The sequence below is a fragment of the Tsukamurella sp. DT100 genome (genome assembly GCF_049844855.1).
Classification (GTDB): Bacteria; Actinomycetota; Actinomycetes; order Mycobacteriales; family Mycobacteriaceae; genus Tsukamurella.
In genome coordinates this window covers 19,735-44,895 of the sequence record NZ_JBNCLV010000011.1, presented here as the reverse complement: position 1 = coordinate 44,895, position 25,161 = coordinate 19,735, and the positions used below count along the sequence as shown (strand labels likewise).

The window sequence follows — 25,161 nt, the reverse complement described above, 5'->3', positions numbered from 1 at the left end:
GGTACGGCGCACCGTCAGGCCAGGTTGAGCTGCCAGGACACGCCGAACCGGTCCCCCACCCAGGCGAAGGCGGTGGAGAAGCCGTACTCGCCCAGCGGCATGTAGGTCTTCCCGCCCGCGCCGAGCGCCTCGGTGAGACGCTCCAGTTCCTCGCGGTCGTCGCAGTCCACGAACAGGGACGTCGACGGCGTGAAGTCGAAGGCGTGGTCGACGGAGCTGTCGCTGATGAGCACGTGCTCGCCCTTGATCACCAGCTCGGCGAGCTGGATGCCGTGCTTCGGATCCGCGTGCGGCACCGAGCTCAGGACCGCCCCGTCGAAGGTCGCGACGTACAGGTCGATCGCCTGCGCGGCGACCGCGCCCTGGAACATGAGGAACGGACGAATCATGGTCATGCGGCGAGCCTACGTCCGGCGCGCGCCGTAGGGTGCGGGCATGACATCGGTGGTCGTGGTGGGCAGCGTGAACCTGGACGCGATCACGGTGTGCGAGCGGTTCCCGCAGCCGGGCGAGACGGTGACGGGTGTCTCGGTCGCCTTCGGGCAGGGCGGCAAGGGCGCGAATCAGGCCCGGTCGGCGGCGCGGTCGGGCGCGGCGACCGTCTTCGTCGGCGCGGTGGGCGAGGACGACGCCGCGGGCACGGTGCTGGACTCCCTCGCGGGCGCGGGGGTGGACGTCTCCCGCGTCGCGCGCACGCCCGGGAGCACCGGCTTCGCGAACGTCACCGTCGACGGTTCCGGGGAGAACCACATCGTGGTCGTGCCCGGCGCGAACGCCGCGGTCCGCGTGGACGACGCGGCGCGCGCCGCGATCGCCGACGCGAACGTGCTCCTCCTGCAGCTCGAGATCCCGCTCCCCGCGGTCGTCGACGCCGCCCGCGCCGCGCGCGAGGCCGGAACCGTCGTCCTGCTCAATCCCTCGCCCGTGCAGCCCCTTCCCGACGAGCTCGTCGAGCTCCTCGACGGCGTGATCGTCAACCGGGACGAGGAGAAGGCACTCGCCGAGGTCGTGGGGCGCGTGCCGAACGTCGTCACCACCCTTGGCGGCGACGGTGCCCGCGCGACGGGACCCGACGGCACCGTCAACGCCCCGGGCTTCGCGGTCGACGTCGTGGACACAACCGGGGCCGGCGACGCCTTCGCGGGCGCGCTCGCGGCGCACTGGGACCTGCCATCCGCCGAACGGCTGCGCCGCGCCAACGCGGCCGGCGCCCTCACCGCCACCGCCGCCGGCGCGGCGGCCGCCCCCACCGCCGACGAGGTCGACGCCTTCCTCGCCAACCAGGAGACCGCCCGATGACGATCACCGTCCACGACGTGCCCGGCGACGGCCCGTACGCCCTGGCCACCGGGCCGGACGGGGCATTGTGGTTCACGCTCGTCGGGAGCGGCGAGATCGGGAGATACGACACCGCCACCGGTCAGACGGTGCGGTATCCCGTCGGCCCGGACACCGGCCCCACGATCATCACGACCGGGCCCGACGGCGCGCTCTGGTTCACCGAGTACCGCGCCCACAGGCTCGGCCGGATCACCGTCGACGGGGAGGTCTCGCACGTCGACCTCCCGCCCGGGTGCGGCCCTTTCGGCCTCGCGACGGGGTCCGACGGCGCGCTGTGGTTCACCGCGACGGCCACGAATCGGATCGGTCGGGTCACCGTCGAGGGAACGGTCACCGAGTTCGACCTGCCGATCCCCGGGGCCTTCCCCTCGGCGATCGCCGCCTGCCCGGACGGCGCGCTGTGGTTCCCGCTCAACCAGGCCGACGCGATCGGCCGGATCGACACCACCGGGACGGTCTCGGTGTTCGCCCTGGACTCCCCCGGCTGCGCGCCGGTCGGCATCGCCGCAGGGCCGGACGGGGCACTGTGGTTCGTCGAGATCGGGGCGGGCCGGATCGGCCGGATCACGCCCGACGGTGCCGCCACGCACTACCCGCTCCCCGACGGCGCCGCCCGCCCGCACGGCATCTGCGCCGGGCCCGACGGTCGCATGTGGTTCACCGAGTGGGCCGGCAACGCCCTCGGGTCCATCGACGCCGAGGGGCGAATCCGCAGGTACGAGCTGCCCGTGCCGGGCTCCGAGCCCCACGGCATCGCCCTCGGACCCGACGGTGCGCTGTGGACCGCGTTGGAGGCCGGTTCGCTCGCTCGACTGGCCCCACCACAGCCCTGATGTGACCCATCTCACATTGACCCGCCTCGCTGGGGATACCCCGGGGTTCCGCTGACCGATTCCGAAGCGCGGGTGACTTCCGCATTGCCGGTTGTTAGCGTCGAAAGTGATGAGCCCGTCTCACAAGAGCGATCCCACTGCCCCCGCAAAAACGGGGGTCACCACCCGTCGCCCGTCGATCGACGATGGAATACGACTGTGGGAGATCGCCCGGGACACCGAGGTTCTCGATCTCAATTCGACGTACGCGTACACCCTGTTGTGCCGTGACTTCGCCGACTCGTCGATCGTCGCCGAGCATGATGGCGCCGTCGCCGGTTTCGTCACGGGGTACCGCCGTCCCGACCGCCCGGACACCCTGTTCGTGTGGCAGGTGGCGGTGGATGCCGCCCATCGGGGCCACGGCATCGCCTCGCGTATGCTCATCGATCTGTTGGATCATCTTGCGGTGAGGGGCGTTTCACGCCTGGAGACCACGATCACCGCGTCCAACACGGCGTCCCAGGAGCTCTTCGGCTCCGTGGCGAAGAAGCGCCGTTCCACCCTCACGGTGCGCGATCTGTTCGCCTCGCACCACATCTCCCCCACTGAATCCGACCCCCACGAGCCCGAGCAGCTGTACATCATCGACCCCGCCTGACCGGCGGGGCCGCTGCCGGCCCACTAGGAGGATCACCATGTCCACCCTGACCGACGAGAACACCAGCACCGCCGATTTCGAGCAGCCCTCGATCTTCAGCACCCGCGAGTCGGAGGTGCGCAGCTACTCGCGCGGTTGGCCTGCCGTCTTCGATCGCGCCGAGGGTTCATGGCTCATCGATCGCGACGGCCGCCGCTACCTCGACTTCTTCGCGGGCGCCGGTGCCCTCAACTACGGGCACAACCACCCCAAGCTGAAGCAGGCCCTGGTGGAGTACATCTCCGAGGGCCACATCACGCACTCGCTCGACATGTCGACCGTGGCGAAGGGCGAGTTCCTGCAGACCTTCGAGGACAAGATCCTCAAGCCCCGCGGCCTGGATTACAAGGTCCAGTTCCCCGGCCCCACCGGCACCAACACGGTGGAGGCGGCGCTGAAGCTGGCCCGCAAGGTCAAGGGCCGCGAGTCGATCATCAACTTCACCAACGCCTTCCACGGCATGACGCTGGGCGCGCTGTCGGTGACCGGCAACTCGATGAAGCGCGGCGGCGCCGGCATCCCGCTGGTGCACGCCACGCCGATGCCCTTCGACAACTACTTCGACGGCGTCGCACCGGACTTCCAGTGGTTCGAGGCCGTGCTCGCCGACTCCGGCTCGGGCCTGAACAAGCCGGCCGGCGTGATCGTCGAGACCGTCCAGGGCGAGGGCGGCGTCAACGTCGCGCGCCCCGAGTGGTTGCGCGCGCTGGCCGACCTGTGCGAGCGGCACGACATGCTGCTCATCGTCGACGACGTCCAGATGGGTTGCGGCCGTATGGGTCCGTTCTTCTCCTTCGAGGAGGCCGGGATCACGCCGGACATCGTGACACTCTCCAAGTCGATCGGCGGCTACGGCCTGCCGATGGCGCTCACGCTGATGAAGCCCGAGCTCGACGTCTGGGGCCCCGGCGAGCACAACGGCACCTTCCGCGGCAACAACCCCGCGTTCGTCACCGCCAAGCACGCGATCGACGAGTTCTGGTCGGACGACGTGCTCGAGAAGGAGACCCTCCGCAAGGGCGCCCACATCGAGAAGCGCTTCGACGAGTTGTGCGCCGAGTTCCCCGAGCATCTCAGCCACCGCGGCCGCGGCCTGGTGCAGGGCCTGGTCTTCGCCGACGCCGACAAGGCGGGCGCGGTCTGCGCCGCCGCCTACCAGCAGGGCCTGCTCGCGGAGACGTCCGGCCCGTCGGACGAGGTGGTCAAGCTGCTGCCCGCGCTCACCATCACCGACTCCGAGCTCGATCTCGGCCTCGACATCCTCGCCACCGCGACCCGAAAGGCACTGTCCGCATGATCGTCCGCACCACCGATGAGATCACCGGCACCGAGCGCGACGTCGCCGCCGGGAACTGGCGCAGCAAGCGCATCGTGCTCGGCGGCGACCGGGTCGGCTTCTCCTTCCACGAGACCGTGATCGAGCCCGGCACCGTCAACGAGTTCCACTACGCCAACCACGTCGAGGCCGTATGGCTCGTGGAGGGCGAGGGCACGCTCCTGGACCGGGAGACCGGCGTCGAGTACCCGCTCGCCCCCGGCACCATGTACCTGCTGGACGGCAACGAGCGGCACACCGTCACCACGAGGACCCGCATGCGCATGCTGTGCGTCTTCAACCCGCCCGTCGTCGGCACCGAGGTGCACGACGAGAACGGCGTCTACCCCCTGGTCGCCGTCGACTGACCCCCTCAGCAATTGAACGACGTTATGGAGAGTAAAACCCCAGGTCGGGTTCTCCATAACGTCGTTCAATTGCGTTAGAGGGTGAGGGCGAGGGCGCAGACGGCGACGAGCACCAGCGCGGCGAGGGCGTCGATGCGGCCGGGGCCGTCGGCGCGCACGACGAGGCGGCCGGTGCCGCCGCGGGCGGCGATGGCCTCCCCCATCTCGGTCGCGCGGCGCAGGGAGACGACCATCGCGGCGACGCAGAGGTCGACCAGATCCGCACGGCGCGAACGCTTCACCGCGGGCGGCGGCTGGAGGCGGCGCGCCGCCGACAGCGTCCGGAACTCGTCGATCATCAGCGGGAACGTGCGCAGCGCCAACGCGAGCGTGACGGCCCACTCGTCCACCGGAATCCGCAACCGGCGCAACGGCCCGCACAGCCGCGCGACGGCGGGCGCCACGTCGGCAGGGTCGGTGGTCCACGCGATGAGCGCGCCGGCCCCGAGCAGCACCAACCCCAGCAGGATCACGCGCAGCAGGTTGAGCAGGCCGCCCAGGCCCACCGTGGCGCCGGCGACGTCCACGTGGGGCGCACCGCCGCTCGCCGCCATCAGGCAGCCGCCGATCAGCACCACCACGAGCACCCACCGCGGCACGGACGGCAGGACCGAGAGCGGGATCCTCGCCGCCGCCGCGGCCAGGACGAGCAGCGCGGCGAGCAGCCCGATCACCGGCCACCTCGGGTCGACCGTGAGCACGACGGAGATCGCCGCCACCGCCAGCAGTTTCGTGCCGGCCCAGAGGTCGTGCAGGTAGGAGCGGCGCGGCAGCGGCCGCAGCACCAACGACGTCGACCGGCTCATGCCACCTCCTCCGCATCGATCGCGCCGCCGGCGAGATGGACGGTCCGGTCGCACAGCCGGTCGAGGTGGTCGACGTCGTGCGAGATGATCACCATCGCCTGGCCGCCGTCGCGGATCCCGACCAACAGCTCGACCAGTTCGCGCTGCGATGGCAGGTCCAGCCCGGCGAGCGGCTCGTCGAGGATGAGCAGCCGCGGTGCCCTCGCGAGCAGGCCCGCGAGCGCCACCCGGCGGAGCTGGCCGCCGCTGAGCCGGTCGACGAGAAGCTCCGCCGTCGCTGCGGGGAGGCCGACGGAGGCGAGCGCCCGGGCGATCGCGGTGGCGTCGTCGCCGCGGAGGCCGGCCAGCGCGGCGAGAGCGTCGCCGGCGGTCCCGCGCACCAGCTGCAGGCGCGCCGCCTGCAGCGCGAGCGCCACCGCCCCGACGTGCTCGGCGACGGGCGCACCGTCGAGCTCGCAGGTGCCGGCGGTCGGCTCGAGGAGCCCGGCCATCACCCAGGCGAGCGTCGACTTGCCCGACCCGTTGCCGCCGCAGAGCAGCACCGCCTCGCCCTCGCGCACGGCGAGGTCGACGCCGCGGAGCGCGGTGCGCCGCCAGGGCGTCCCGGCGTCGTACTCGTAGTGCACGCCGCGCAGCACGAGCAGCGGCGCGCCGAGGGAGGGTCGGACGCTCCCGCCCTCGGTGGACGCGGGAGGGTCGGCACGCTGCGCGCTCCCGAGGTCGACGGTGCGGTCCGCTCCGGCCGCCTCCTCCGGGTAGTGGGTGATGTTCACCAGGCCCAGGTCGTGCTGCCGGGTCAGGCCGCCCAGCAGTGCCATCAGATCCTCGCGGCCGTCCCGGTCCACCATGGTGGTGACCTCGTCGGCGACGACGAGCGCGGGCCGCCGGGCCAGTGCCGCCGCGACGGCGAGACGCTGCGCCTCCCCGCCCGAGAGGCCGGAGGTGTCGCGGTCCCCCATGCCGCCGAGCCCGACTTCCGCGAGCAGGCCGTCGACGTCGACCTCCACCCCGTCCGGCAGGCCCCAGACGACGTCGTCCGCGACGCGGATCCCGAGCACCTGGCTGTCGGCGTGCTGCAGGACCAGGGCCGTGCCGCCGACCCGGCCGAGCGCCACGGCGCCGGGGCGATCGACGATGCCGGCCGTCGGCGGGAGCCCGGCCAGCACGCGCATGAGCGTCGACTTGCCGGTACCGTTGGCGCCGGTCACCGCGACGTGATCGCCGGGTTCCACGCCGAAGGAGACGCCGGAGAGCGTGTCGTGCCGGGCCTCCGGGTAGCGGAAGGCGACGTCCTGCAGCCGCATCGGCAGCGGGAGGGGCGCACCGTCCTCGGAGTCGCGGGGGAAGAGGTCGCGCGGCGCAGCGCTGGTGGCCTGGACCCGGCGGAGCACCGGGGTGAGGATGCGCCAGGCGAAGGAGCAGCCGATCACCACGATGAGCCAGACCGACACCCACACGAAGACCTGCCAGTGCTGCAGCCCGAAGGCCGCGAGACGCTGCAGCGCCGCCCCCGGTCCGGCGCCGCCCGGGAGCCGCAGCAGGAGCGCGCCCAGGCCGCGGACGTTCGCCGCGAAGGCGCCGAGCACCACCGTGCGGATCTCGGCGAGCGCCGCGAGGAAAGCGAACACCGCGGTCGCGACGACGACGCCCCAGAGGGCGGCGACGCCGAGCATGACGCCGCGCCCGCGGCCCCGCCGGCGCACCTGCCCGCAGATGACCCCCATGTACACGCACGTCCATGCGGAGACCAGGCCGCCGAAGCCCGCGAGCAGGAAGGCCACCGTCCCGGAGGCCATCGTCGTGGCGACCGCGACCCGCGCGCGGTGGTGGAAGGCCAGAACACCCATGGGAACGGCGCCGGCCCAGGCGAAGACGACGGCGCCCGGGACGACCATCGACAGCACCGCGATCGCCGACATGAGGGCGGCCGTGACCGCGGCGTGCGCGAGCTCGACGGGCCGCAGTGGGCCCGACTCGGTTTCCGACATCGAATCACCCTATCCGCGACCGCACATCTCGGTGGGGCGACGGGCCCGTCCGAATCAGTGCGCCGGGCGGGCGCATGGACCAGACTGGGGACATGACCTCGCTCGCCGATCTGGCCGTCACTCTCAAGTCCCTGCACCGCAAGGGAGATCCCGTCGTCCTGCCCACCACGTGGGACGCCTGGTCCGCCAACACCGCGGTCGCGGCGGGCTTCGCCGCGCTCACCGTGGGCTCGCACCCGATGGCCGATTCGATCGGTCGCCCCGACGGCGAGGGCATGAGCTTCGACGAGGCGATGACCCGCGTCGCGCAGATCACCTCGGCCGTCGACGTTCCCGTGTCCGTCGACATCGAGTCGGGGTACGGGCGGTCCGCGGAGCGGATCGTCGAGGGCCTCCTCAGCGCCGGCGCGGTGGGCCTGAACATCGAGGACACGGTGCACTCCGAGGGCGGCCGGTTCCGCGACGCGCAGGAGCACGCCGACCTGGTCGCCGCGCTGCGCGCCGCCTCCGACGCCGCGGGCGTGCACGTGGTGATCAACGCCCGCACCGACATCTTCAAGAGCCAGGTGGGTGAGGCGGAGGACCGCGTGGAGCGCGCCATCGCGCGGATGCAGCTGTGCGCCGACGCGGGCGCCGATTCGCTCTACCCGGTCGCGTTCCACGACGCGGCCACGCTCCGGCACCTCGCGGACGCCCTGCCGCTCCCCGTGAATGCGATCGCGAATCCGGCGACCGACGATCTGGCCGCGCTCGCCGCCGCCGGCGCGGGCCGGATCAGCTTCGGTCCGATCTGGCAGATGGCGCTCACCGAGCGGTCGAACGAGCTGCTCGCGCGCTGGCGCTGATCCTCATGTCTCGCGCGACGCCCTGGACGTGAGGAGCGCCAGGGCGTCGTCGACGCACCGGGTCACGAACGCGTCGTCCGGTGGTTCCCCGCCCACCAGCACGCGGAAGTAGACGGGCGCGGCCACGGACTCGAGCAGGTCGCGCGAGAGCACCCGGTCGGGGATCTCGCCGCGGGTGATCGCGCGCTCGATCACCGGCGCAGTGCTCGCGAATCGCGCGTCCCAGAAGCTGATCCGCGCGGCGTCGACCTCGGGGTCCTGCGACATCGCGAGGGTGGTTCCGAGGAGCCGCGCCAGTCCGGGCTGTTCGAGGAGCGCGGTGATCTGCCGCGCGACCTGGAGAAGGTCCTCGCGCAGATCACCGGTGTCCGGGGCGGGATTGCCCTGCGCCGCGAGCTCACTGACCGCGTCGGCGACGAGGGCCGTCGGTGTGGGCCACCGTCGATAGACGGTGGTCTCCGCGACGCCCGCCCGGGCCGCGACCTCCGCGATGCGCAGGCCCTCGAAGCCGTGCTCGGCCACCTGCGCGAGCGCCGCTGCCAGCACCGCCTCGCGAACACGCGCCGATCGACCTCCCGTCCGCCGACGGGGCCCTGCCTCCTGGTCCATACCCCAGTTCTACGCGACCGACGCCGTCACACCGAGGCGAGGTAGCCGTCGACCCAGTTGCCGAACTCGGCGGCGAGATGCCACTGGTGCTCGGTGATGTACAGGCCCGGCACCGCCGCGGGGAAGGCGACGCGGAGCCGGCTCCGGAACCCGCCGCCCGGGAGATCGCGGAACTGGTGGCGCACGCCGCCGATCATCTCCCCCGTCGCGAGCGACGCCGTACCGGCGATCTCGAGCGGATACGAGGGGTCGCGCGGGATCGGGACGCCACGCACGTCGGTGTAGTCGACGAAGAAGCGCAGGGGCAGCACCGCACCGCCGGTCACCTCGATCACCTCCTGTCTCCCGTCGGCGCCGGTGACGATGACGTAGTGGTCGGGGCACGCACCGGTCCACGTCGGGCGGTCGTCCGTGGTGCGCTCGCGGGTGAACCACTCCACCATGCCCGCGGCGGTGCCCCGCGGCGCCGTGATCTCGGTGTCCGCGATCGCCCAGCGGCCTCCCGACGCGGCCTTGGCGGCGAGCGTCGCGGCGCCAGCGAGCGCGGTCTCGGGCGCGAGCAGTTCGCGGATGCGGTCCACCCCGAGCCGCTCGCGCGTGCGGGCGAGCGCAGCACGCGCGGCCGGCAGATCCGACGGGGCCGCGACGCCGCGGTCCACCAGCGCGCGCAACTCCCCCGCGGCGACACCCGGGGAGTCCCGCAACAGGCGCGCGGCGGCGATCGGCACGCGGCGGCGCTCCCACGCCTGAACGCTCGATCGGGAAACGGGTGCGCCGGCGAGACGCGTCCGGAGCCCCGCCTGCCCGGCGGGTTCGGAGAGCGCCCGGCCGGCGCCCTGCGTCACGACGGCCGCCGCGATCCCCGCTCCCACTGCCCCGGCGAGGAACCCCCGCCTCGTCGGCCTCGACACCGTCATCGTGATCTCCCTCTCTTAACGCTTGAGCTAGTAGCGTTAGTGGATAGACTGGGGTGACAGCGATCACTTGTCAAGACTCGAGGAACGGGCGACACCCATGACCGACCACACCGGCATCAGGACATTCATCGACGACCGCGCGGTCGCACCCGAGGCGGTGCGCGCGTGGGAGGAGCGCCGGCTCCGCGCCGTGTTCCGCAGGCTCGCCTCCGGGCTCGGCGCCCGCGCGACCGCCGAGCTGCTGCCCGACGAGTCGATCGCGGACGTACTGCGCGCACCGATCCAGGTGCAGCGGGACACACTCACCGCGATGAAGACGCGCCTGGGGCACGCCGAGACCTACGCCCTCCTCCGGCGCGAGCTCGCTGTCTCGGAAGCCACCACGCGCGCGACCGTCGCGGTGAGCCGCGGCCGGACCGCGACCTCGGTCACGCGTCTCGAAGCACCGGGCGTGTCCGCGGAGGGCTTCATGGAGTGGTTCGACGACCTCACCGCGTCGAACCGCGAGGGCGCGATGCTCGCCGCGTGCCCTGATCACTACCTGCTCCGCGGCCTCTCCGACGGCCGTCAGGAGGTCGTCGAGACCACGGGCGGCACGCCCACCGCGTCGCGGTTCCTCGTCGACTACACGCGCAGCGACCGGCTGACCACCGCCGCCGACCCCGCGTACCCGATCCAGATCGCCGGCCTCGCGCTCCTGGACGACGGGACGTACATCGGCGGCGTCCGGCACCAGCTGCGCGATCGCGACGGCGCCCTCGACGCGCTGCTCACCGTCGAGTTCCCGGCGGCGGTGCCTGCGCACTTCCTCCGGCAGCACCAGTGGCACCTCGCCGTCGAGTTCGGCAACTGGATCTCCGCCGCTGCCCGCGAGATCGGCTGACCGCGACCGCGGAACCTGTCAGCGCCGCGTTCTAGTGTCCGTGACCATGAACACGCCAGTTGATTCACGGTCCGCGGCCGGCACGAGGTCCCGGTTCCGGCGGAGCGCGCGACGATCCACCTGACGATCCGGCACGTCGGGGCCAGTAAGCGCCGGATCTTCGACGACACCGCCGCGGCCGCGGAGCAGGTGAGCACCGAGCTCCGCTACCTACACCACCCGGACACCGGACCGGTGACCGACTGGACCGCGTCGGATCTCGAGCTCGGCGCTCATCAGCGCTGGACGAAGCACGGCGATCGGCTCGACGACGAGCACTACGCGAGCATCCGGATCTCCGCCGAGTTCTCGGACTTCGACGCCCTCAACCGATTCACCGGGGCGATCGCCCAGGTCGACGGGGGCGCGATCGATCGCACCCGGTGGAGCATCACGGAGGCGAGCCTGGCCGCAGCGGAACGGGAGGCGCGAGCGGGAGCCGCACGCGACGCTCGGGACCGGGCCCAGGTCTATGCGGATGCCCTCGGCCTCGGCACGGTGCGCGCCGTGTCCCTCGCCGAGCCCGGGCTCCTGCGCACGTCGTCCCCGGCGTCCGCGCTCGGCGGTCCGCCCGGGGGTCCGGGCGACGGCGACGCGGGCCGGATCCTTCCGGCCCCGCTGGGCTCCGAGCCGGCCCCGCGCCGCTACATCGAGCAGACACCCGAGGACACCGCGGTGTCCGCCGCCGTGGAGGCCCGCTTCGTCGCCGACCACCCCTCCTGACCGGCCCGCCCGAAGCCTGCGGCAGCGCCGTCCGGGGTGCTACCGCGCACCGTCGGGCACCCAGGCGGAGCCCCGCTCCCGATCGAGGTACGTCTCGGACTTGTTGTGCAGGAAGAAGATGTAAACGAAGAGCGAGATCGCGATGGTGATCGTGACGTAGGCGATGAACCAGGGCACGTGACCGGACTTCTTGGCGGCCTCGTAGATCAGCGGCGCGGTGCCGCCGAAGATCGAGTTGGCGAGGGCGTAGCCGATGCCCACGCCGAGCGCCCGCACGTGCGAGGGGAACAGCTCCGCCTTCACCAGCGCGTTGATCGACGTGTAGCCCGTGATGATGATGTAGCCGGCGCACACCATCGCGAGCGAGCCGATCGCGACGTGGATGTTCGGCAGGAACGTGATGAGGAAGTACGTGTAGAAGACGCCGCCCACGCCGAAGAAGATCAGCATCGGCTTGCGGCCGATCCGGTCGCTGATCATGCCGCCGATCGGCTGGATGAGCATGAGGAAGATCAGGCCGATCAGATTCACCCACGTCGCCGTCAGCGCGTGATCGGTGTAGGCCGTCTTGACGATCGCCGGGGCGTTGACGCTGTAGACGTAGAACGCCAGCGTGCCGCCCATCGTGACGAGGAAGCACAGCACCAGCTGTCGCCAGTAGCCGGTGAGCAGCTCGCGCATGGTGCCGGAACTGGTGTCCTCGCCGTCGCGGATCGCGGCGAGCTGCTCCTCCGACAGGGACTCGTCCATCGTGCGCCGCAGCCAGAAGACGACGATCGCCGCGATGCCGCCCACGAAGAACGCGATGCGCCAGCCGAAGTCGGACACCTGCGCCTTGGAGAAGATCCCCAGGAGCACGAGCAGCATGAACTGCGCGAGAACGTGCCCGCCGACGAGCGTGACGTACTGGAACGAGGAGAAGAAGCCGCGCCGCTCGCGGGTGGCCGCCTCCGACATGTACGTCGCCGAGGTGCCGTACTCGCCGCCCGTCGCGAAGCCCTGCACCAGGCGGCAGAGGATGAGGATCACCGCGGCCGCCATGCCGATCGTCTCGCGGCCGGGGACGATCGCGATGACGAACGAGCACGCGGCCATCAGCGAGACGCTCATCGTGAGCGCCGCCCGTCTGCCCTTGCGGTCGGCGTACCGGCCGAAGAACCACGAGCCGACGGGTCGCATCAGGAAGGTCACGGCGAAGATCGCGTAGACGTAGACGGTCGAGTTCTTGTCGGCCTTGTCGAAGAACTGGCTCTCGAAGTACGTCGCGAACACCGTGTAGACGTAGACGTCGTACCACTCGACCAGGTTCCCGGAGCTGCCGCGCAGCGTGTTCCAGATCGCCCGGCGGGTCTCCGCCCGCGACGAGACGGGCTTCGTCGCAATCGATTCCGTCATGATGCCTTCCGTCCTAGACCTCGTCGGCGGAGCGGCCCGTGCTCCGATGACCGAGGGCGGCCACCGTGATCATCAGGGCGAGCATCGCCGCCGCCACCACCGCGAACACCCACACGCTGCCACGCTCGTCGAGAATCGGAAGCAGAACGAACGGAAGAAACGCGGTCACCAGCTTCGACAGCGAGTACGCGGAGCCGGCGGCCGTCCCCCGGATCGCCGTGGGGTAGGAGTCCGCGAGATACACGTGGTACGCGTTGGAGAACAGGTTCGACGAGAGCGTGTAGAGGAACCCGGCGAGCACGATCTGCACCGGACTCGCCGCGAAGCCGAACCACAGGCCGAAGACGGCCATCAGACCCGCCGAGCCGATCACCAGGTACCGGCGTTCGATCCGCTCGACGATCGGCACCGCGAGCGCGGCGCCGAGCGGGTAGCCGATGTAGGACAGCGCCACGAACAGTAGCGAGGTCTGGATCGAGTAGCCCTTGGCGAGCAGGACCAGCGGCGCGATGGTGCCGAACCCGTAGTAGCCGAAGACCTCCAGCGCGGAGACGATCCACAGCATGACGGTGCGCCGGCGGAACGGCGGGCGGAACAGGGCACGGATGGTGATCGCGTGGGACTTCACCGGGCGGAGCGCCGCGTCGGGCTCCGCGAGCACCTTCCCCTCGGCGACCGCTTGCTCCTCCAGCCTGCGGACGATGGCGTCGGCCTCGTCGTAGCGCCCCTGCGCCTCCAACCACCGGGGCGACTCGGGCAGGCCCCGTCGGACCAGCCACACCAGCAGCGAGCCGAGCGCGCCGAAGACGAACAACAGCCGCCAGCCCTGCACCTCCACCCCGCCGAGATCGAAGACCTGCGGGGTGAGCCAGCGCGCGGCGAAGCCGACGACGGGGACGCCGAGGAAGGACACCACGTAGGCGAGCGAGATGTACTTGCCGCGCACGTTCTTCGGCAGGATGTCCGAGAGGTAGGAGTCGGCGAGCGCGAACTCGCCGCCGATGCCGATGCCGGCGACGAACCGCGTCACCACGAGGAACGCGGCGTTGGGGCTGAACGCGCCCGCGAGCGACATCGCCGAGTAGAGCGCGAGGTTGATCATGAACGCGGTCCGCCGGCCGTAGCGGTCCGCGAGGCGGCCCATGAACAGGGCGCCGATGAACTGGCCGATGAAGGCGGACGCCAGGAGCAGTTTGAGTTCGTCCGGCCCCAGCGCGAAGTCCTTCTTGAGCACCGTCGCGATGGTCGCGGCGAGGAAGTTCTCGTACTGGTCGAAGAACAGGCCCAGCCCGATGACGCCGACCGCGGCGAAGTGCAGCCTGGTCATCGGCAGCCGGTCCAGGCGCGCGGCGATCGACGGCGCCTGCGAAGTCTCGGTGGTCATCGTCGAAATATACTTCGGTAAACGAATACACCGGTGTCGGGGCGGTGACCGCCAGGCGAAACAACGGTGCGATCCCGCGCGCGAGCGCCCGCGGAGGAGTTGAATCTCCGGAGTGATCGTCGATTGCGCCCACTACCTGGGCGGCGCCCGGCAGGCCGAGGAGACCCTCGCCCCGCTGGACGCCGCGCGCCTGTGCACCGAGGACGGCTTCGTCTGGCTCGGCCTGTTCGAGCCGACCCCCGCGGAGATGGAATCGGTGCGCGAGGCCTTCGACCTGCACGAGCTCGCCGTCGAGGACGCGCAGGACTACCACCTGCGGCCCAAGGTCGAGGACTTCGAGGCCTCGGTGAAGCTGGTGATCCTGCGGACGGCGCGCTACGACGACGCCCGCGAGGAGGTCGACTTCGGCGAGATCAGCGTCTTCGTCGCGAAGAACTTCGTCATCACCGTGCGGCAGGGCGTCGCGAGCGAGCTGCACCAGGCCCGGGCCCGGCTCGAGCAGAAGCCGGAGCTCCTCGCACTCGGCACCGACGCGGTGCTGTGGGCGATCCTCGACCAGGTCGTCGACGGTTACGAACCGGTCGTCGCCGGCCTGGAGCACGACATCGAGCAGATCGAGGCGACGGTCTTCTCCGGCGCGGTCGCGCCCACCGAGCGGATCTACCTCCTGCGGCGTGAGGTGACGAACTTCTACCGCGCCGCCCACCCCCTGCTCGCCGTGGTCCACTCGGTGGGCAAGGGCCTCGGCGAGGAACGCCTCTCCCCCTACCTCCGCGACGTCTACGACCGGCTGCAACTCGTCAACGAGGAGGTCTCGGCGCAGCGCGACCTGCTCGGCACGATCCTGCAGGCCAACATCGCCGTGGTCTCGGTGCAGCAGGCGCACTCCGCGGCGCGGCAGAGCTCGACGATCGAGCGGCTCACCGTGCTCTCCACCATCTTCCTGCCGCTGACCTTCGTCACCGGCTTCTTCGGCCAGAATTTCGGCTGGCTCGTCGACCACATCGGCGGCCCCTGGCAGTTCCTGGTCTTCGGCGTCTGCGGCCTGTTCGTGCCGCTCATCGCGCTGCGCCTGTGGCTGCGCCGCAAGGAGTCGATGCCCGACAATCCGCTGGGCAGCACCGACTGACCCCGCGCGACGTAGCCTGGACGGGTGCGCACTGCGATGCCAGCCTGGGAGCCCGCGGAGGCGACCGCGCCGGACCCGGACTACGCCGACCGGCTCGACCGGGCCCGCGCCCTGCTCCGCGGCCGCCGCATCGTCGCGCTGACCGGCGCAGGGATCTCCACCGCGTCGGGCATCCCCGACTACCGCAGCCCGGGGGCGCCCCGTCGGAACCCGATGACCATCCAGCAGTTCCTCGGCTCGCCCGAGTTCCGCCGGCGGTACTGGGCCCGCAACCACCTCGGCTGGCGGCACATGGACGCCGCGCTGCCCAACCCCGCGCACCGGGCGCTGACGGAGCTCCCCGGTATCAGCGGGGTCATCACGCAGAACGTGGACCTGTTGCACCTCAAGGCGGGCTCGCGCGGCGTCATCGACCTGCACGGCAACTACGCCCAGGTGCGGTGCCTGAGCTGTGAGAACCGGATCAGCCGGCACCACCTGCACGCACGGCTCGAGCCGCTCAACGCGGACTTCGCCGCGCGCATCGCCGATCGCGGCGCGGTCGAAGTGGCGCCCGACGCCGACGTCGTGGTCGAGGACACGACGGACTTCACCATGGTCGACTGCGGCACCTGCGGCGGCATCCTCAAGCCCGACATCGTCTACTTCGGGGAGTCCGTGCCCAAGCCGCGCGTCGAGCGCGCCTTCACCATGGTCGACGGTGCCGACGCCCTCCTCGTGCTGGGCAGCTCGCTCACCGTGATGTCGGGGCTCCGGTTCGTGCGGCACGCGCACAAGCAGGGCAAGCCCGTCGTCATCGTCAACCGCGGGCGCACGCGGGGCGACGGGCTGGCCGACGTCACCGTCGACGTGGACGTCGCGACGGCGCTGCGCCGCCTCGTCGCCCCCTGAACCCACTGAATCCCGCCCCGACCGAGAGGACATCCCGTGAGCACCGCCGCCGACCTGCCGCTCGAGGACCGCGCCCGCCTGCTGACCGGCGCCGACTTCTGGACCACCGCCGCGGCCCCGGGCGTCCCGTCGATCGTGCTGACCGACGGCCCGCACGGCGTGCGCCGCCAGGTGGGCGCGTCGGATCACCTGGGGCTCAACGCCGCCGCCCCCGCGACCTGCTTCCCGCCGGCGGTCGCCGTGGGATCGAGCTGGAATCCGGACCTGGCGCGGCGGATCGGCGGGGCGGTCGCGGCGGAGGCGCGGGCGCTGGGCGTCGCCGTGGTGCTCGGCCCCGGCGTCAACATCAAGCGGCATCCGCTGTGCGGCCGGAACTTCGAGTACTACTCCGAGGATCCGCTGCTCGCCGGCGCGCTGGGCGCCGCCCAGGTGCAGGGCCTGCAGGACGGCGGCGCGGGCGCGTCGGTCAAGCACTTCGCGCTGAACAACCAGGAGACGGAGCGCATGCGGGTCAGCGTCGACGCCGACCCGCGCACCGTCCGCGAGATCTACCTGCCAGCGTTCGAGCGGATCGTCAAGGACGCGGCGCCCGCGACCGTGATGTGCTCGTACAACCGCATCGACGGCGTGTACGCCTCGGAGAACCCCTGGCTGCTCACGACGGTGCTGCGGGACGAGTGGGGCTACGACGGGCTCGTCGTCTCCGACTGGGGCGCGGTGCACGACCCGGTCGCCGCCGTCCGCGCCGGCCTCGACCTCGAGATGCCGCACGGCCCGAACAGCGCGGCGAAGATCGTCGCCGCGGTCGGGTCCGGCGAGCTCGACGAGGCCGTCGTCACGCGCGCGGCGCAGCGCGTGATCGACCTGACGCGCTGGGCGCCGTCGGACGACGAGCCGGCGCCGGACCTGGACGTGCACCACGCCCTCGCGCGGGAGGCCGCGACCGAGTGCGCCGTCCTGCTGCGCAACGAGGACGCCGCGCTCCCCCTCGGTCCCGCGTCGGGGTCGGTCGCCGTGATCGGCGAGCTGGCCCGCACGCCGCGGTACCAGGGCGGCGGCTCCAGCCACATCAATGCCACCCGCGTCGACGTCCCGCTCGACGAGATCGCCGTGCGCGGCGCCGATCTGGGCGTCGCGGTGGAGTTCGCGGCGGGCTACGGCCTCGGCGACGAGGACCACGCCGCTCTCCTCACTGAGGCCGTCGCGGCGGCCGCGCGGTCCGGGACCGCGGTGGTCTTCGCCGGACTCACCGAGGCCGAGGAGTCCGAGGGCTTCGACCGGCCGGATCTCGCGATCGACCCGCGGCAGGTGGAACTGCTCCGCGCCGTCGCCGCCGCGGCGCCGCGCACCGTCGTCGTGCTGGTCGGCGGCGGCGTGATCGAGTTGGAGCCCTGGCACGACGAGGTGGACGCGATCCTCGAGGCCTTCCTCCTCGGGCAGGGCGGCGGCGCGGCGATCGCCGACCTGCTGTTCGGCCTCGCGGCACCGTCGGGCAGGCTCGCGGAGACGGTCCCGCACCGCCTGGAGCAGACGCCGGCGTTCGGGAACTTCCCCGGCGAGCTGGGCACCGTGCGCTACGGCGAGGGCCTCCTCGTCGGCTACCGCTGGTACACCTCCCGGGGCATCGCGCCGCGGTACCCGTTCGGGCACGGCCTCGGCTACACCACGTTCGCGGTCGACGGCCTCGCCGTGCTGGCCACCGGGCGCGACTCCGCGACGGCCACGGTCCGCGTCACGAACGCCGGCGACCGGGCGGGCAGCCACGTGGTGCAGCTGTACGTGGGCGGCGGGCCCGGTCCGGTCTTCCACCCGCGCCGGTCGCTGGCCGCCTTCGACAAGGTCGCGCTCGAGCCCGGCGCCTCGACCACGGTGACCCTCGACCTGCCGCGGCGCGCCTTCGCTCACTGGGACGGGCCGCGCGACGACTGGGTCGTCTCGCCCGGCGACTACCTGATCGAGGTGGGTCGCAGCAGCGCGGACATCGACGCGGACGCCGTCCTCGCGCTCCACGGGGACGTGCTCACCCAGCGGCTGGACATGGACTCGACGATCTCCGAGTGGGCCGCGCACCCCGTCGCGGGCGGGGGCTTCCGCGCGACGCTGGCGGGGGCGGCGGGCGGCATGCCCGTCGACCAACTCCTGGAGCTCGCCGGATCCATGCCGATCGGGAAGGCCCTCGACATGCTGCCCGGCGAGGCCGGCGACGAGGCCCGGTCCCGGCTGGAGGCCGCGATCGCCGCGCAGTGACCGCGCTGCTCAGAGCGGATCCGACGGTGCCGCACGCCCCCGGCGTCGTAGCGTTGCCGGTATGACGATCGGCGGCGAGGCACTGTTCCGGCACGAACTGGGCGGTGTGCTGCGGCGTCGTCGCCAGGAGCGGGGCGAGCGGCTTGCCGACACCGCGGCGCGGGCGGGGATCTCGCCGCAGTACCTCTCCGAGATCGAGCGCGGCCTCAAGGACCCGTCGAGCGAGATGCTGGCGGCGATCGCCGGCGCACTCGGCACCGGCGTCGGCGCGCTCGCCGTCGAGGTGGGCCGCCGCCTCGGTGCCGCGCGCCCGGTCCTGCGCCTCGATCGCACCGCGCGGCCGGCGGCGGGCCCCGTCTCCCCCGAGCCCGCCGCCCCCGCTCCGCGCCTGTTGGCGCTGGCGGCCTGAGGCGTCAGGCCTCCTCGATCACCTCGTCGATGAGCCCGTAGTCGACGGCCGCCTCGGCGGTGAAGACGCGGTCGTGGTCGGTGTCGGCGCGCAGTTCCTCCGGCGTTCGCCCCGTGTGCCGGGCGAGCACCCGCTCCATCTGCGCGCGGACACGGATCACCTCGTCGGCCTGGAGGATCAGGTCCGGGATGGTGCCGCGGCCCTGCGCGGAGGGCTGGTGCAGCACCACCCGGGCGTGCGGCAGCGCCATCCTGCGCCCGGGCGCACCGCCCGCGAGCAGCAGCGCCCCCACGGCGACCGCCTGCCCGACGCACGTGGTCGCCACCGTCGGGCGGATGTAGCGCATGGTGTCGTAGATCGCCAGCGCCGCACTGGGATCGCCGCCCTCGCAGTTGATGTACAGCTGGATCTCGCCGTCGCCGTCGGAGGCGAGGAACAGCAGCTGCGCGACGATCGCGTTCGCGACGCCCGCGTCGATCGCGGTGCCGAGGTAGACGACGCGCTCGGAGAGCAGGTGCGAGTAGACGTCGGTGATCCGCTCGCCGTTCGGGCGCCGGTCGATGACGTTGGGGATCGTGTAGGTGCTCATCGTGCTGCTCCCGTCAGGTCGAAGCCGGCCCGGCGCCGGCCCGGCACCACGGTGTCGAAGGACTCCACGATCTCGTCGATGAAGCCGTACTCGCGGGCCTGCTCGGCCGTGTACCAGCGGTCGTGCAGCGAGTCCTCGAAGATCTGCTCCAGGGGCCGGCCGGTGTCGTCGGAGATCAGGCCGAGGACGGTGTCGCGGGTGTGCCGCAGGTCGCCGGCCTGCAGCTCGATGTCGACCGCGGTGCCGCCGATGCCCGCGGAGCCCTGGTGCATGAGGACGCGGGCGTGCGGCAGCGCGCGACGCTTGCCGGGCGTGCCGGCGGAGAGCAGGAACTGCCCGGCGCTGTACGCGATGCCGAGGACCAGCGTGGAGACGTCGCACGGCACGAGCCGCATCACGTCGCGGATCGCGAGCATCGACGGGACGGAACCGCCCGGCGAGTGGATCCACAGCGCGATGTCCGCCGAGCTCGTGGACGCGAGCGAGAGGATCTGGGTGGCGAGCAGGGAGCCGTTGTCGTCGTCGAGCGGACCGTCGAGGACGACGACGCGGCGGTCGTAGAGCTCGCGGCGCACCCGTTCGGTGAAGTGCGGGATCTTGGGGTTTTCACTCATGCGCCCATCGTGGCGCCGATCCGCTCCCCTGGATAGACGAATCCGCCTGGGGCGGAACCGCTCACGGCAGCTCCGCTCCAGGCGGATCGGGTCGGTCGGGAGGTCAGCCCGCGGAGTACGCGGGCTCGCTGCGGAAGCGGGAGACGCGACCGTCAATGCCGAGGACGCGCCACAGCACCCGAGAGACGGGGTTCATCAGCTTCGTCTTCTCGGCCAGCAGTCGCACGTCGCCGAAGACCTCGCGCTTGACCGCCTGCGACTCCGGGGAGCGCCAGTACATCTGCTTCCACTCGGAGCGCGGGATCTCGAACCGCTTACGGAACTCGCGCGGCGGCACCGCGATCGCGGTGAGCAGCGAGCGCATCACCAGCGGCAGCGCCAGCGAGAGCAGGAAGCGCGGGAAGGCGCCGCGGGTGGGGATGCGGTGCTCCAGAAGCTGGTGTGCGAAGGAGATGTGGCGCGCCTCCTCCGCCACGTGGATCTGCATGACCGCGGTCATCGTGGGGTGCTGCTCGATACCCGAGCGCAGGAACTGCTTCTGCACGTGGTCGATCGGCTCCTCGCCGCCGAGGACGCCCATGTAGAAGATCATCGGGAAGGTCGTGGCCGCCAGCGGGATGATCGGCGACAGGCGGCGGAACCACAGCGGGCCGCCGGGCACGTCCATCCCGATCCGGTTGACGAACTCCTGGAACATCAGCGTGTGCTGGCACTCCTCCTTCGCCTCATGGGTGGCGTAGCGGAACTCCGGCGAGTTGTTCGGCTGCAGGGCCGTGTACTGCATGATGCCGCGGATCAGCACCGACTCGAACTGCAGACCGACCTTGGCCACGTTCGCCTGGCGCCACATGCCCATCTCGATCTGCTTCGCGCGCGGCTGCGACTGGTACCACTCGGTGCGGCCGATCGGGTCGAAGCGGGAATCGAGGATCCACCGCGGATCGTCCGGCGTGACCGCCAGCTCCGGCGAGTCCCAGTCGATATCGACGTAGGGATCGAAGTTGCGCTGGACGGAGGCCTCGGAGAGGTCCTGCAGGGTCTGCTCGTACTCCGCCTGCCCGGCGAACGGGCGGCCTCGGGTGCGCCCCATGTGGGTGATGTGCAGTGCCACGACGGACTCCTCCTGCTGGCTGACACAGTTCTGGCAAAAATGTACCACGTTCGTGGACATTTCCTACCTGTCTGTATGAATGCCCTGGTCGCACCTGTAGGGTCGCCGGTGATCACCCGGGACACCGGGTCCCATGTGTTCGCTGTTGCTCGCCCAGACCGGAGGCCTCCATGACCACCATCCACCACACCGCGACCGCGTCGGTGCCGCTGAGCACCGCGTTCGCCCACGTCGCGGATTACCGGACCGTGCCGCAGTGGTTCTTCGGGATCAGCAGGTTCGTGCCGCAGGGCGAGAAGGACTACGGCCTCGGCGCGACCTACGACTCGGCGGTGAAGATCGGCCCGAAGGAGATCGGCTCCGTCGTCGAGGTCACCGAGTTCGAGGAGGATCGCCTGATCACCCTGAAGTCCATCGCGGGCTTCAAGACCACGTCGCGCTGGACGTTCAGCGCCGTCGGCGACGCCGCCACCAAGCTCGCGGTCGAGTTCACCTACGAGCTGCCCGGCGGCCTGGCCGGCAAGGCGCTCGGCATGATCATCGAGCCCTTCGCCGTGCAGGCCGTGAAGGCCTCCGAGGCCGCGCTCCGCCGTGACCTCGAGGGCGCCCAGGTCTGAGGATCGACGCCCACGGGCGTCAGCGCACGGGCACCAGATCGTCCGCGTGGACGACGGGGCGACGCAGGCCCTCCGGCAGGTCGGTGGTGTCGCGACCGAGCATCATCTCGAGCTCGGTGTGGTCGTATGCGGCCACCCCGCGGGCCCGCACGGTGCCCTGCAGGTCGCGCAGGTTCACCACGTCGCCGCCGGAGAAGGTGCCGCTGACCGCGGTGACGCCGGCGGGGAGCAGCGAGCGGCGCCGGTCGACCACCGCGGCGACGGCACCGTCGTCCAGCATGAGATCGCCGTGCACGTCGGCCGCGTGCCGCACCCAGAACCGCCGCGCCGACAGGCGCACGGCCCGGGGCCGGAAGACGGTGCCCACGTCGGCGCCGTCGAGCGCCCGGTCGGCGAACGCGGCGGCGGTCAGCAGCACGGGTACGCCGGCGTCCGCCGCCAGGCGGGCCGCCGAGAGCTTCGAGGCCATGCCGCCCGTGCCGAGCGCGCCGCCGGAGCCCGCGACGACGCCGTCGAGATCCTCGGGGCCGTCGACGGCCGCGATCAGCGACGCGTCGCCCTTGCGGGGGTCGCCGTCGTAGAGCCCGTCGACGTCCGACAGCAGGACCAGCGCGTCGGCGCCGGTGAGGTGCGCGACGAGGGCCGCGAGCCGGTCGTTGTCGCCGAAGCGGACCTCGTTCGAGGCCACCACGTCGTTCTCGTTGATGATCGGGACGGCGCCGAGCGTGCGCAGGCGGTCCAGGGTGCGCTGCGCGTTCGCGGCGTGCACCCGCAGGCCGATGTCGTGCGCGGTGAGCAGCACCAGCGAGACGATGCGCTCGTACCGACGGAACGACGCACCCCACGCGTTGGCGAGCTGCAGCTGCCCCACGGACGCGACGGCCTGCTTGGTGGCGAGGTCGGTCGGCCGGCGCTTGAGGCCCAGCGGCGCCATGCCCGCGCCGATCGCGCCCGACGAGACCACGATGACCTCGGTCCCCCGGTCCAGTCGCGCGACGATGGCGTCGGTCAGCGCGTCCAGCCGGTCGGAGGCGAGGCCGTGCTCGAGGTCGGTCAGCGCGGAGCTGCCGATCTTGACGACCAGCTTGCGGGCACCCGCGACCGCGGCGCGCATGTCGCCGGCGAGGAGATCACCGGTCGCGGGCGCCGCCGTCATTCGTCGTCCTCGTCGTCGCTCGCGAGGCCGCGACGCACGTCGTGCTGGTGGCGCCGCTCGGCCGCGCCCACACGCTCGTTCTGCTCGAGGCGGATGTCGGTGCCGCGGCCCGTGACGGGCACGTCGTCGATGGTGCCCAGCGAGGGCTCCCAGTTGAAGCACACGTCACCGATGGTGACGGGGCAGCCGGGCTCCGCGCCGAGCTTGAGCAGCTCCTTCTCGACGCCGAGCCGGTTGAGCCGGTCCGCGAGGAAGCCGACGGCCTCGTCGTTGTCGAACGGGGTCTGCTTGATCCACCGCTCCGGCCGCGGGCCGCGCACGATGAAGCCGCCCGGCTGATCCGGGTCGGAGATGACCTCGAAGCCGGACTCGTCGATCGCGATGGGCCGGATGACGGGGCGGCGCGCGACGGGCGTGCCGAGCTCGGCGCGGTACTTCTGCACCAGGTCGGCGAGCGCGAACGTGAGCTCGCGCAGGCCGGTGTGCGCGACCGCGGAGATCACGAAGACGGGCCAGCCGCGCGCCTCGAACTCGGGGCGCACCATCTCGGCGAGCTCCTCGGCGTCGGGCACGTCGGCCTTGTTGAGCACCACGATGCGCGGGCGCTCGGACAGCTCGCCCAGGCCGGTGTCGGCGGCCAGCGCGGGCTGGTAGGCGGCCAGCTCTGCCTCCAGCGCGTCGACGTCGCTGACCGGGTCGCGGCCCGGTTCCAGGGTCGCGCAGTCCACGACGTGCGCGAGCACCGCGCAGCGCTCGAGGTGGCGCAGGAAGTCCAGGCCGAGGCCGCGGCCCGTCGAGGCGCCGGGGATGAGTCCGGGCACGTCGGCGATGGTGAAGGTGGTCTCCCCCGCCGAGACGACGCCGAGGTTGGGGGCGAGCGTGGTGAAGGGGTAGTCGGCGATCTTCGGCTTCGCGGCCGACAGCACCGAGACCAGCGAGGACTTGCCCGCGGACGGGAACCCGACGAGGCCCACGTCGGCCACGGACTTGAGCTCGAGCACCAGGTCGCGGGCCTGGCCCTCCTCGCCGAGCAGGGCGAAGCCGGGGGCCTTGCGGGCCTTGGAGACGAGCGCGGCGTTGCCGCGGCCGCCGCGGCCGCCCTGCGCGGCGTCGAAGCGGGTGCCGGCGCCCACGAGGTCGGCCAGCATCTTCCCGTCCGTATCGAGCACGACGGTGCCGTCCGGCACCTTGAGCACGATGTCCTGCCCGGACTTGCCCTCGCGGTTGCCGCCCTCGCCGGGCTTGCCGTTGGTGGCCTTGAGGTGGGGGCGGAAGTGGAAGTCGAGCAGGGTGTGCACCTGCGGATCGACCTCGAGGACCACTGAGCCGCCGCGGCCACCGTTGCCGCCGTCGGGGCCGCCGAGCGGCTTGAACTTCTCCCGGTGGATCGAGGCGCAGCCGTGGCCACCGTTACCGGCCGTGACATGCACCGTCACCCGGTCGACGAACCTGGACATGGGAAACCTCTTTCTACCTGTGTGCCCTGCGCCGGTGGGCGCGGGGCGGAAAAGCCGAAGGCGGGCGGGTCACCTGATGGAGACCACACCCGCCTTCGAAAAGACTCGTACTGCCGCTGCGGGACTAGGCCTCCACAGCGACCGGCACGATGTTGACCGTCTTGCGGCCACGCTTCGTGCCGAACTCCACCGCACCCGCGGCGAGGGCGAACAGGGTGTCGTCGCCGCCACGGCCGACGAGGACGCCGGGGTGGAAGTGGGTGCCGCGCTGGCGGACCAGGATCTCGCCGGCGCTGACCTTCTGGCCACCGAACCGCTTGACGCCCAGTCGCTGGGCGTTGGAATCACGACCGTTGCGCGAGCTGGACGCGCCCTTCTTGTGTGCCATCTGGCTACTCCTGTACTAGGGGTGTTCGTTGTCTGGGTTCGCCGGTCAGGCGATCGCGGTCACCTTGACGACCGTCAGCTTCTGCCGGTGGCCCTGACGCTTGTGGTAGCCGGTCTTGTTCTTGAACTTGTGGATCCGGATCTTCGGGCCCTTGACCTGATCCACGACCTCGCCGGTCACGGAGATCTTCTCCAGCGCCGCGGCGTCGGTGGTGAGGTTGGCGCCGTCGACGACCAGAGCGACGGGCAGCTGAACGCTGCTGCCGACCTCACCGTCGATCTTCTCGACCTTCACCAGGTCGCCGACGGCGACCTTGTACTGCTTGCCGCCGGTCTTGACGATCGCATACGTGGCCATCTTCGGACTTACCTCTTCTTACACATCTCGTA

Annotated in this window: 26 protein-coding genes and 1 pseudogene; 13 read left to right on the top strand and 14 right to left on the bottom strand. The window is 71.7% G+C overall.

The features are described 5' to 3' along the window. Positions 1 to 14: 14 nt before the first annotated feature. Positions 15 to 395 (bottom strand): VOC family protein, encoded by a 381-nt coding sequence (locus tag ACLQ3K_RS22625; protein ID WP_336670656.1) that lies wholly within the window; start codon positions 393 to 395, stop codon positions 15 to 17. Positions 396 to 435: 40 nt separating this feature from the next. Here ACLQ3K_RS22625 and ACLQ3K_RS22620 point away from each other — a divergent pair, with 40 nt between their 5' ends. The 5 genes from ACLQ3K_RS22620 to ACLQ3K_RS22600 all read left to right on the top strand — a co-directional run bounded on the left by ACLQ3K_RS22620 (position 436) and on the right by ACLQ3K_RS22600 (position 4,536). After that, complete coding sequence (locus ACLQ3K_RS22620; RefSeq protein ID WP_426001727.1) at positions 436 to 1,299, top strand: PfkB family carbohydrate kinase; 864 nt, start codon at positions 436 to 438, stop codon at positions 1,297 to 1,299. After that, positions 1,296 to 2,174 (top strand): virginiamycin B lyase family protein, encoded by an 879-nt coding sequence (locus ACLQ3K_RS22615; RefSeq protein WP_426001726.1) that lies wholly within the window; start codon positions 1,296 to 1,298, stop codon positions 2,172 to 2,174. Before ACLQ3K_RS22620 ends, ACLQ3K_RS22615 begins: the two co-directional genes overlap by 4 nt. 109 nt (positions 2,175 to 2,283) lie before the next feature. After that, positions 2,284 to 2,814, top strand: coding sequence for a diaminobutyrate acetyltransferase (gene ectA / locus ACLQ3K_RS22610; RefSeq protein WP_068524814.1), 531 nt, complete (start codon positions 2,284 to 2,286; stop codon positions 2,812 to 2,814). Between the two features lie 37 nt (positions 2,815 to 2,851). After that, positions 2,852 to 4,150, top strand: coding sequence for a diaminobutyrate--2-oxoglutarate transaminase (gene ectB, locus ACLQ3K_RS22605; RefSeq protein ID WP_426001725.1), 1,299 nt, complete (start codon positions 2,852 to 2,854; stop codon positions 4,148 to 4,150). Beyond that, on the top strand, positions 4,147 to 4,536 hold the full coding sequence (locus tag ACLQ3K_RS22600) for an ectoine synthase (protein WP_224646148.1): 390 nt from the start codon (positions 4,147 to 4,149) through the stop codon (positions 4,534 to 4,536). The genes ectB and ACLQ3K_RS22600 overlap by 4 nt, the downstream gene beginning before the upstream one ends. Before the next feature lie 74 nt (positions 4,537 to 4,610). Here the strand turns inward: ACLQ3K_RS22600 and ACLQ3K_RS22595 are convergent, their stop codons facing one another. Together ACLQ3K_RS22595 and ACLQ3K_RS22590 are read right to left on the bottom strand one after the other, a co-directional pair. Beyond that, entirely contained in the window at positions 4,611 to 5,381 is a 771-nt protein-coding gene (locus tag ACLQ3K_RS22595) for a CbiQ family ECF transporter T component (RefSeq protein WP_426001724.1), read from the bottom strand. Continuing rightward, positions 5,378 to 7,369 carry an ATP-binding cassette domain-containing protein gene (locus ACLQ3K_RS22590; protein WP_426001723.1) on the bottom strand — a complete coding sequence of 664 codons (1,992 nt, stop codon included), beginning with the start codon at positions 7,367 to 7,369 and terminating at the stop codon, positions 5,378 to 5,380. The genes ACLQ3K_RS22595 and ACLQ3K_RS22590 overlap by 4 nt, the downstream gene beginning before the upstream one ends. Before the next feature lie 92 nt (positions 7,370 to 7,461). Here ACLQ3K_RS22590 and ACLQ3K_RS22585 point away from each other — a divergent pair, with 92 nt between their 5' ends. Beyond that, entirely contained in the window at positions 7,462 to 8,214 is a 753-nt protein-coding gene (locus tag ACLQ3K_RS22585; RefSeq protein ID WP_224646145.1) for an isocitrate lyase/PEP mutase family protein, read from the top strand. Between the two features lie 3 nt (positions 8,215 to 8,217). Here ACLQ3K_RS22585 and ACLQ3K_RS22580 read toward each other — a convergent pair whose 3' ends face one another. Further along, positions 8,218 to 8,823 (bottom strand): TetR/AcrR family transcriptional regulator, encoded by a 606-nt coding sequence (locus ACLQ3K_RS22580; protein WP_426001722.1) that lies wholly within the window; start codon positions 8,821 to 8,823, stop codon positions 8,218 to 8,220. A 26-nt stretch (positions 8,824 to 8,849) separates the two neighbouring features. Continuing rightward, a complete protein-coding gene (locus ACLQ3K_RS22575) occupies positions 8,850 to 9,740 on the bottom strand; it encodes a hypothetical protein (RefSeq protein WP_426001721.1) in 891 nt (296 codons plus the stop codon). Between the two features lie 97 nt (positions 9,741 to 9,837). On the opposite strand from ACLQ3K_RS22575, the gene ACLQ3K_RS22570 reads away from it, so the two are divergent. Together ACLQ3K_RS22570 and ACLQ3K_RS22565 are read left to right on the top strand one after the other, a co-directional pair. Next, a complete protein-coding gene (locus ACLQ3K_RS22570; protein ID WP_426001720.1) occupies positions 9,838 to 10,623 on the top strand; it encodes a hypothetical protein in 786 nt (261 codons plus the stop codon). Between the two features lie 78 nt (positions 10,624 to 10,701). After that, positions 10,702 to 11,385: pseudogene (locus ACLQ3K_RS22565) on the top strand (SIMPL domain-containing protein); the annotation flags it as partial. Positions 11,386 to 11,424: 39 nt separating this feature from the next. Here ACLQ3K_RS22565 and ACLQ3K_RS22560 read toward each other — a convergent pair. Both ACLQ3K_RS22560 and ACLQ3K_RS22555 read right to left on the bottom strand, forming a co-directional pair. Beyond that, the gene (locus ACLQ3K_RS22560; protein WP_336670661.1) at positions 11,425 to 12,780 is read right to left on the bottom strand and encodes an MFS transporter; all 1,356 of its coding nucleotides are present in this window, start codon (positions 12,778 to 12,780) and stop codon (positions 11,425 to 11,427) included. Between the two features lie 13 nt (positions 12,781 to 12,793). Next, complete coding sequence (locus tag ACLQ3K_RS22555; RefSeq protein ID WP_426001719.1) at positions 12,794 to 14,164, bottom strand: MFS transporter; 1,371 nt, start codon at positions 14,162 to 14,164, stop codon at positions 12,794 to 12,796. A gap of 112 nt (positions 14,165 to 14,276) precedes the next feature. Between ACLQ3K_RS22555 and ACLQ3K_RS22550 the strand changes: the two genes are divergently transcribed. From ACLQ3K_RS22550 to ACLQ3K_RS22535, 4 genes are all read left to right on the top strand, one after another. Beyond that, positions 14,277 to 15,293 (top strand): magnesium and cobalt transport protein CorA, encoded by a 1,017-nt coding sequence (locus tag ACLQ3K_RS22550; RefSeq protein WP_426001718.1) that lies wholly within the window; start codon positions 14,277 to 14,279, stop codon positions 15,291 to 15,293. Between the two features lie 24 nt (positions 15,294 to 15,317). Further along, complete coding sequence (locus tag ACLQ3K_RS22545) at positions 15,318 to 16,184, top strand: Sir2 family NAD-dependent protein deacetylase (protein ID WP_374201287.1); 867 nt, start codon at positions 15,318 to 15,320, stop codon at positions 16,182 to 16,184. 36 nt (positions 16,185 to 16,220) lie between these two features. Then, positions 16,221 to 18,431, top strand: coding sequence for a glycoside hydrolase family 3 C-terminal domain-containing protein (locus ACLQ3K_RS22540; RefSeq protein WP_426001716.1), 2,211 nt, complete (start codon positions 16,221 to 16,223; stop codon positions 18,429 to 18,431). A 61-nt stretch (positions 18,432 to 18,492) separates the two neighbouring features. Further along, the gene (locus ACLQ3K_RS22535; protein WP_336670664.1) at positions 18,493 to 18,840 is read left to right on the top strand and encodes a helix-turn-helix transcriptional regulator; all 348 of its coding nucleotides are present in this window, start codon (positions 18,493 to 18,495) and stop codon (positions 18,838 to 18,840) included. A 4-nt stretch (positions 18,841 to 18,844) separates the two neighbouring features. Here the strand turns inward: ACLQ3K_RS22535 and ACLQ3K_RS22530 are convergent, their stop codons facing one another. From ACLQ3K_RS22530 to ACLQ3K_RS22520, 3 genes are all read right to left on the bottom strand, one after another. After that, entirely contained in the window at positions 18,845 to 19,429 is a 585-nt protein-coding gene (locus ACLQ3K_RS22530; protein ID WP_426001714.1) for a ClpP family protease, read from the bottom strand. Next, the gene (locus ACLQ3K_RS22525; protein WP_426001712.1) at positions 19,426 to 20,043 is read right to left on the bottom strand and encodes a ClpP family protease; all 618 of its coding nucleotides are present in this window, start codon (positions 20,041 to 20,043) and stop codon (positions 19,426 to 19,428) included. Before ACLQ3K_RS22525 ends, ACLQ3K_RS22530 begins: the two co-directional genes overlap by 4 nt. A 103-nt stretch (positions 20,044 to 20,146) precedes the next feature. Next, positions 20,147 to 21,133 (bottom strand): AurF N-oxygenase family protein, encoded by a 987-nt coding sequence (locus ACLQ3K_RS22520; RefSeq protein ID WP_426001870.1) that lies wholly within the window; start codon positions 21,131 to 21,133, stop codon positions 20,147 to 20,149. A 191-nt stretch (positions 21,134 to 21,324) separates the two neighbouring features. On the opposite strand from ACLQ3K_RS22520, the gene ACLQ3K_RS22515 reads away from it, so the two are divergent. Further along, complete coding sequence (locus tag ACLQ3K_RS22515; RefSeq protein ID WP_426001710.1) at positions 21,325 to 21,771, top strand: SRPBCC family protein; 447 nt, start codon at positions 21,325 to 21,327, stop codon at positions 21,769 to 21,771. A 19-nt stretch (positions 21,772 to 21,790) separates the two neighbouring features. On the opposite strand, the gene proB is transcribed toward ACLQ3K_RS22515, so the two are convergent. The 4 genes from proB to rplU form a co-directional block, all read right to left on the bottom strand. Continuing rightward, the gene (gene proB, locus ACLQ3K_RS22510) at positions 21,791 to 22,927 is read right to left on the bottom strand and encodes a glutamate 5-kinase (RefSeq protein WP_426001708.1); all 1,137 of its coding nucleotides are present in this window, start codon (positions 22,925 to 22,927) and stop codon (positions 21,791 to 21,793) included. Continuing rightward, positions 22,924 to 24,384, bottom strand: a complete 1,461-nt coding sequence (gene obgE, locus ACLQ3K_RS22505; RefSeq protein WP_426001706.1) for a GTPase ObgE — start codon at positions 24,382 to 24,384, stop codon at positions 22,924 to 22,926. Before obgE ends, proB begins: the two co-directional genes overlap by 4 nt. 124 nt (positions 24,385 to 24,508) lie before the next feature. Further along, complete coding sequence (rpmA, locus tag ACLQ3K_RS22500; protein ID WP_224651862.1) at positions 24,509 to 24,772, bottom strand: 50S ribosomal protein L27; 264 nt, start codon at positions 24,770 to 24,772, stop codon at positions 24,509 to 24,511. 45 nt (positions 24,773 to 24,817) lie between these two features. After that, positions 24,818 to 25,129: a 50S ribosomal protein L21 gene (gene rplU / locus ACLQ3K_RS22495; RefSeq protein ID WP_224651863.1), complete on the bottom strand. Its 312-nt coding sequence runs from the start codon at positions 25,127 to 25,129 to the stop codon at positions 24,818 to 24,820. Positions 25,130 to 25,161 lie beyond the last annotated feature (32 nt).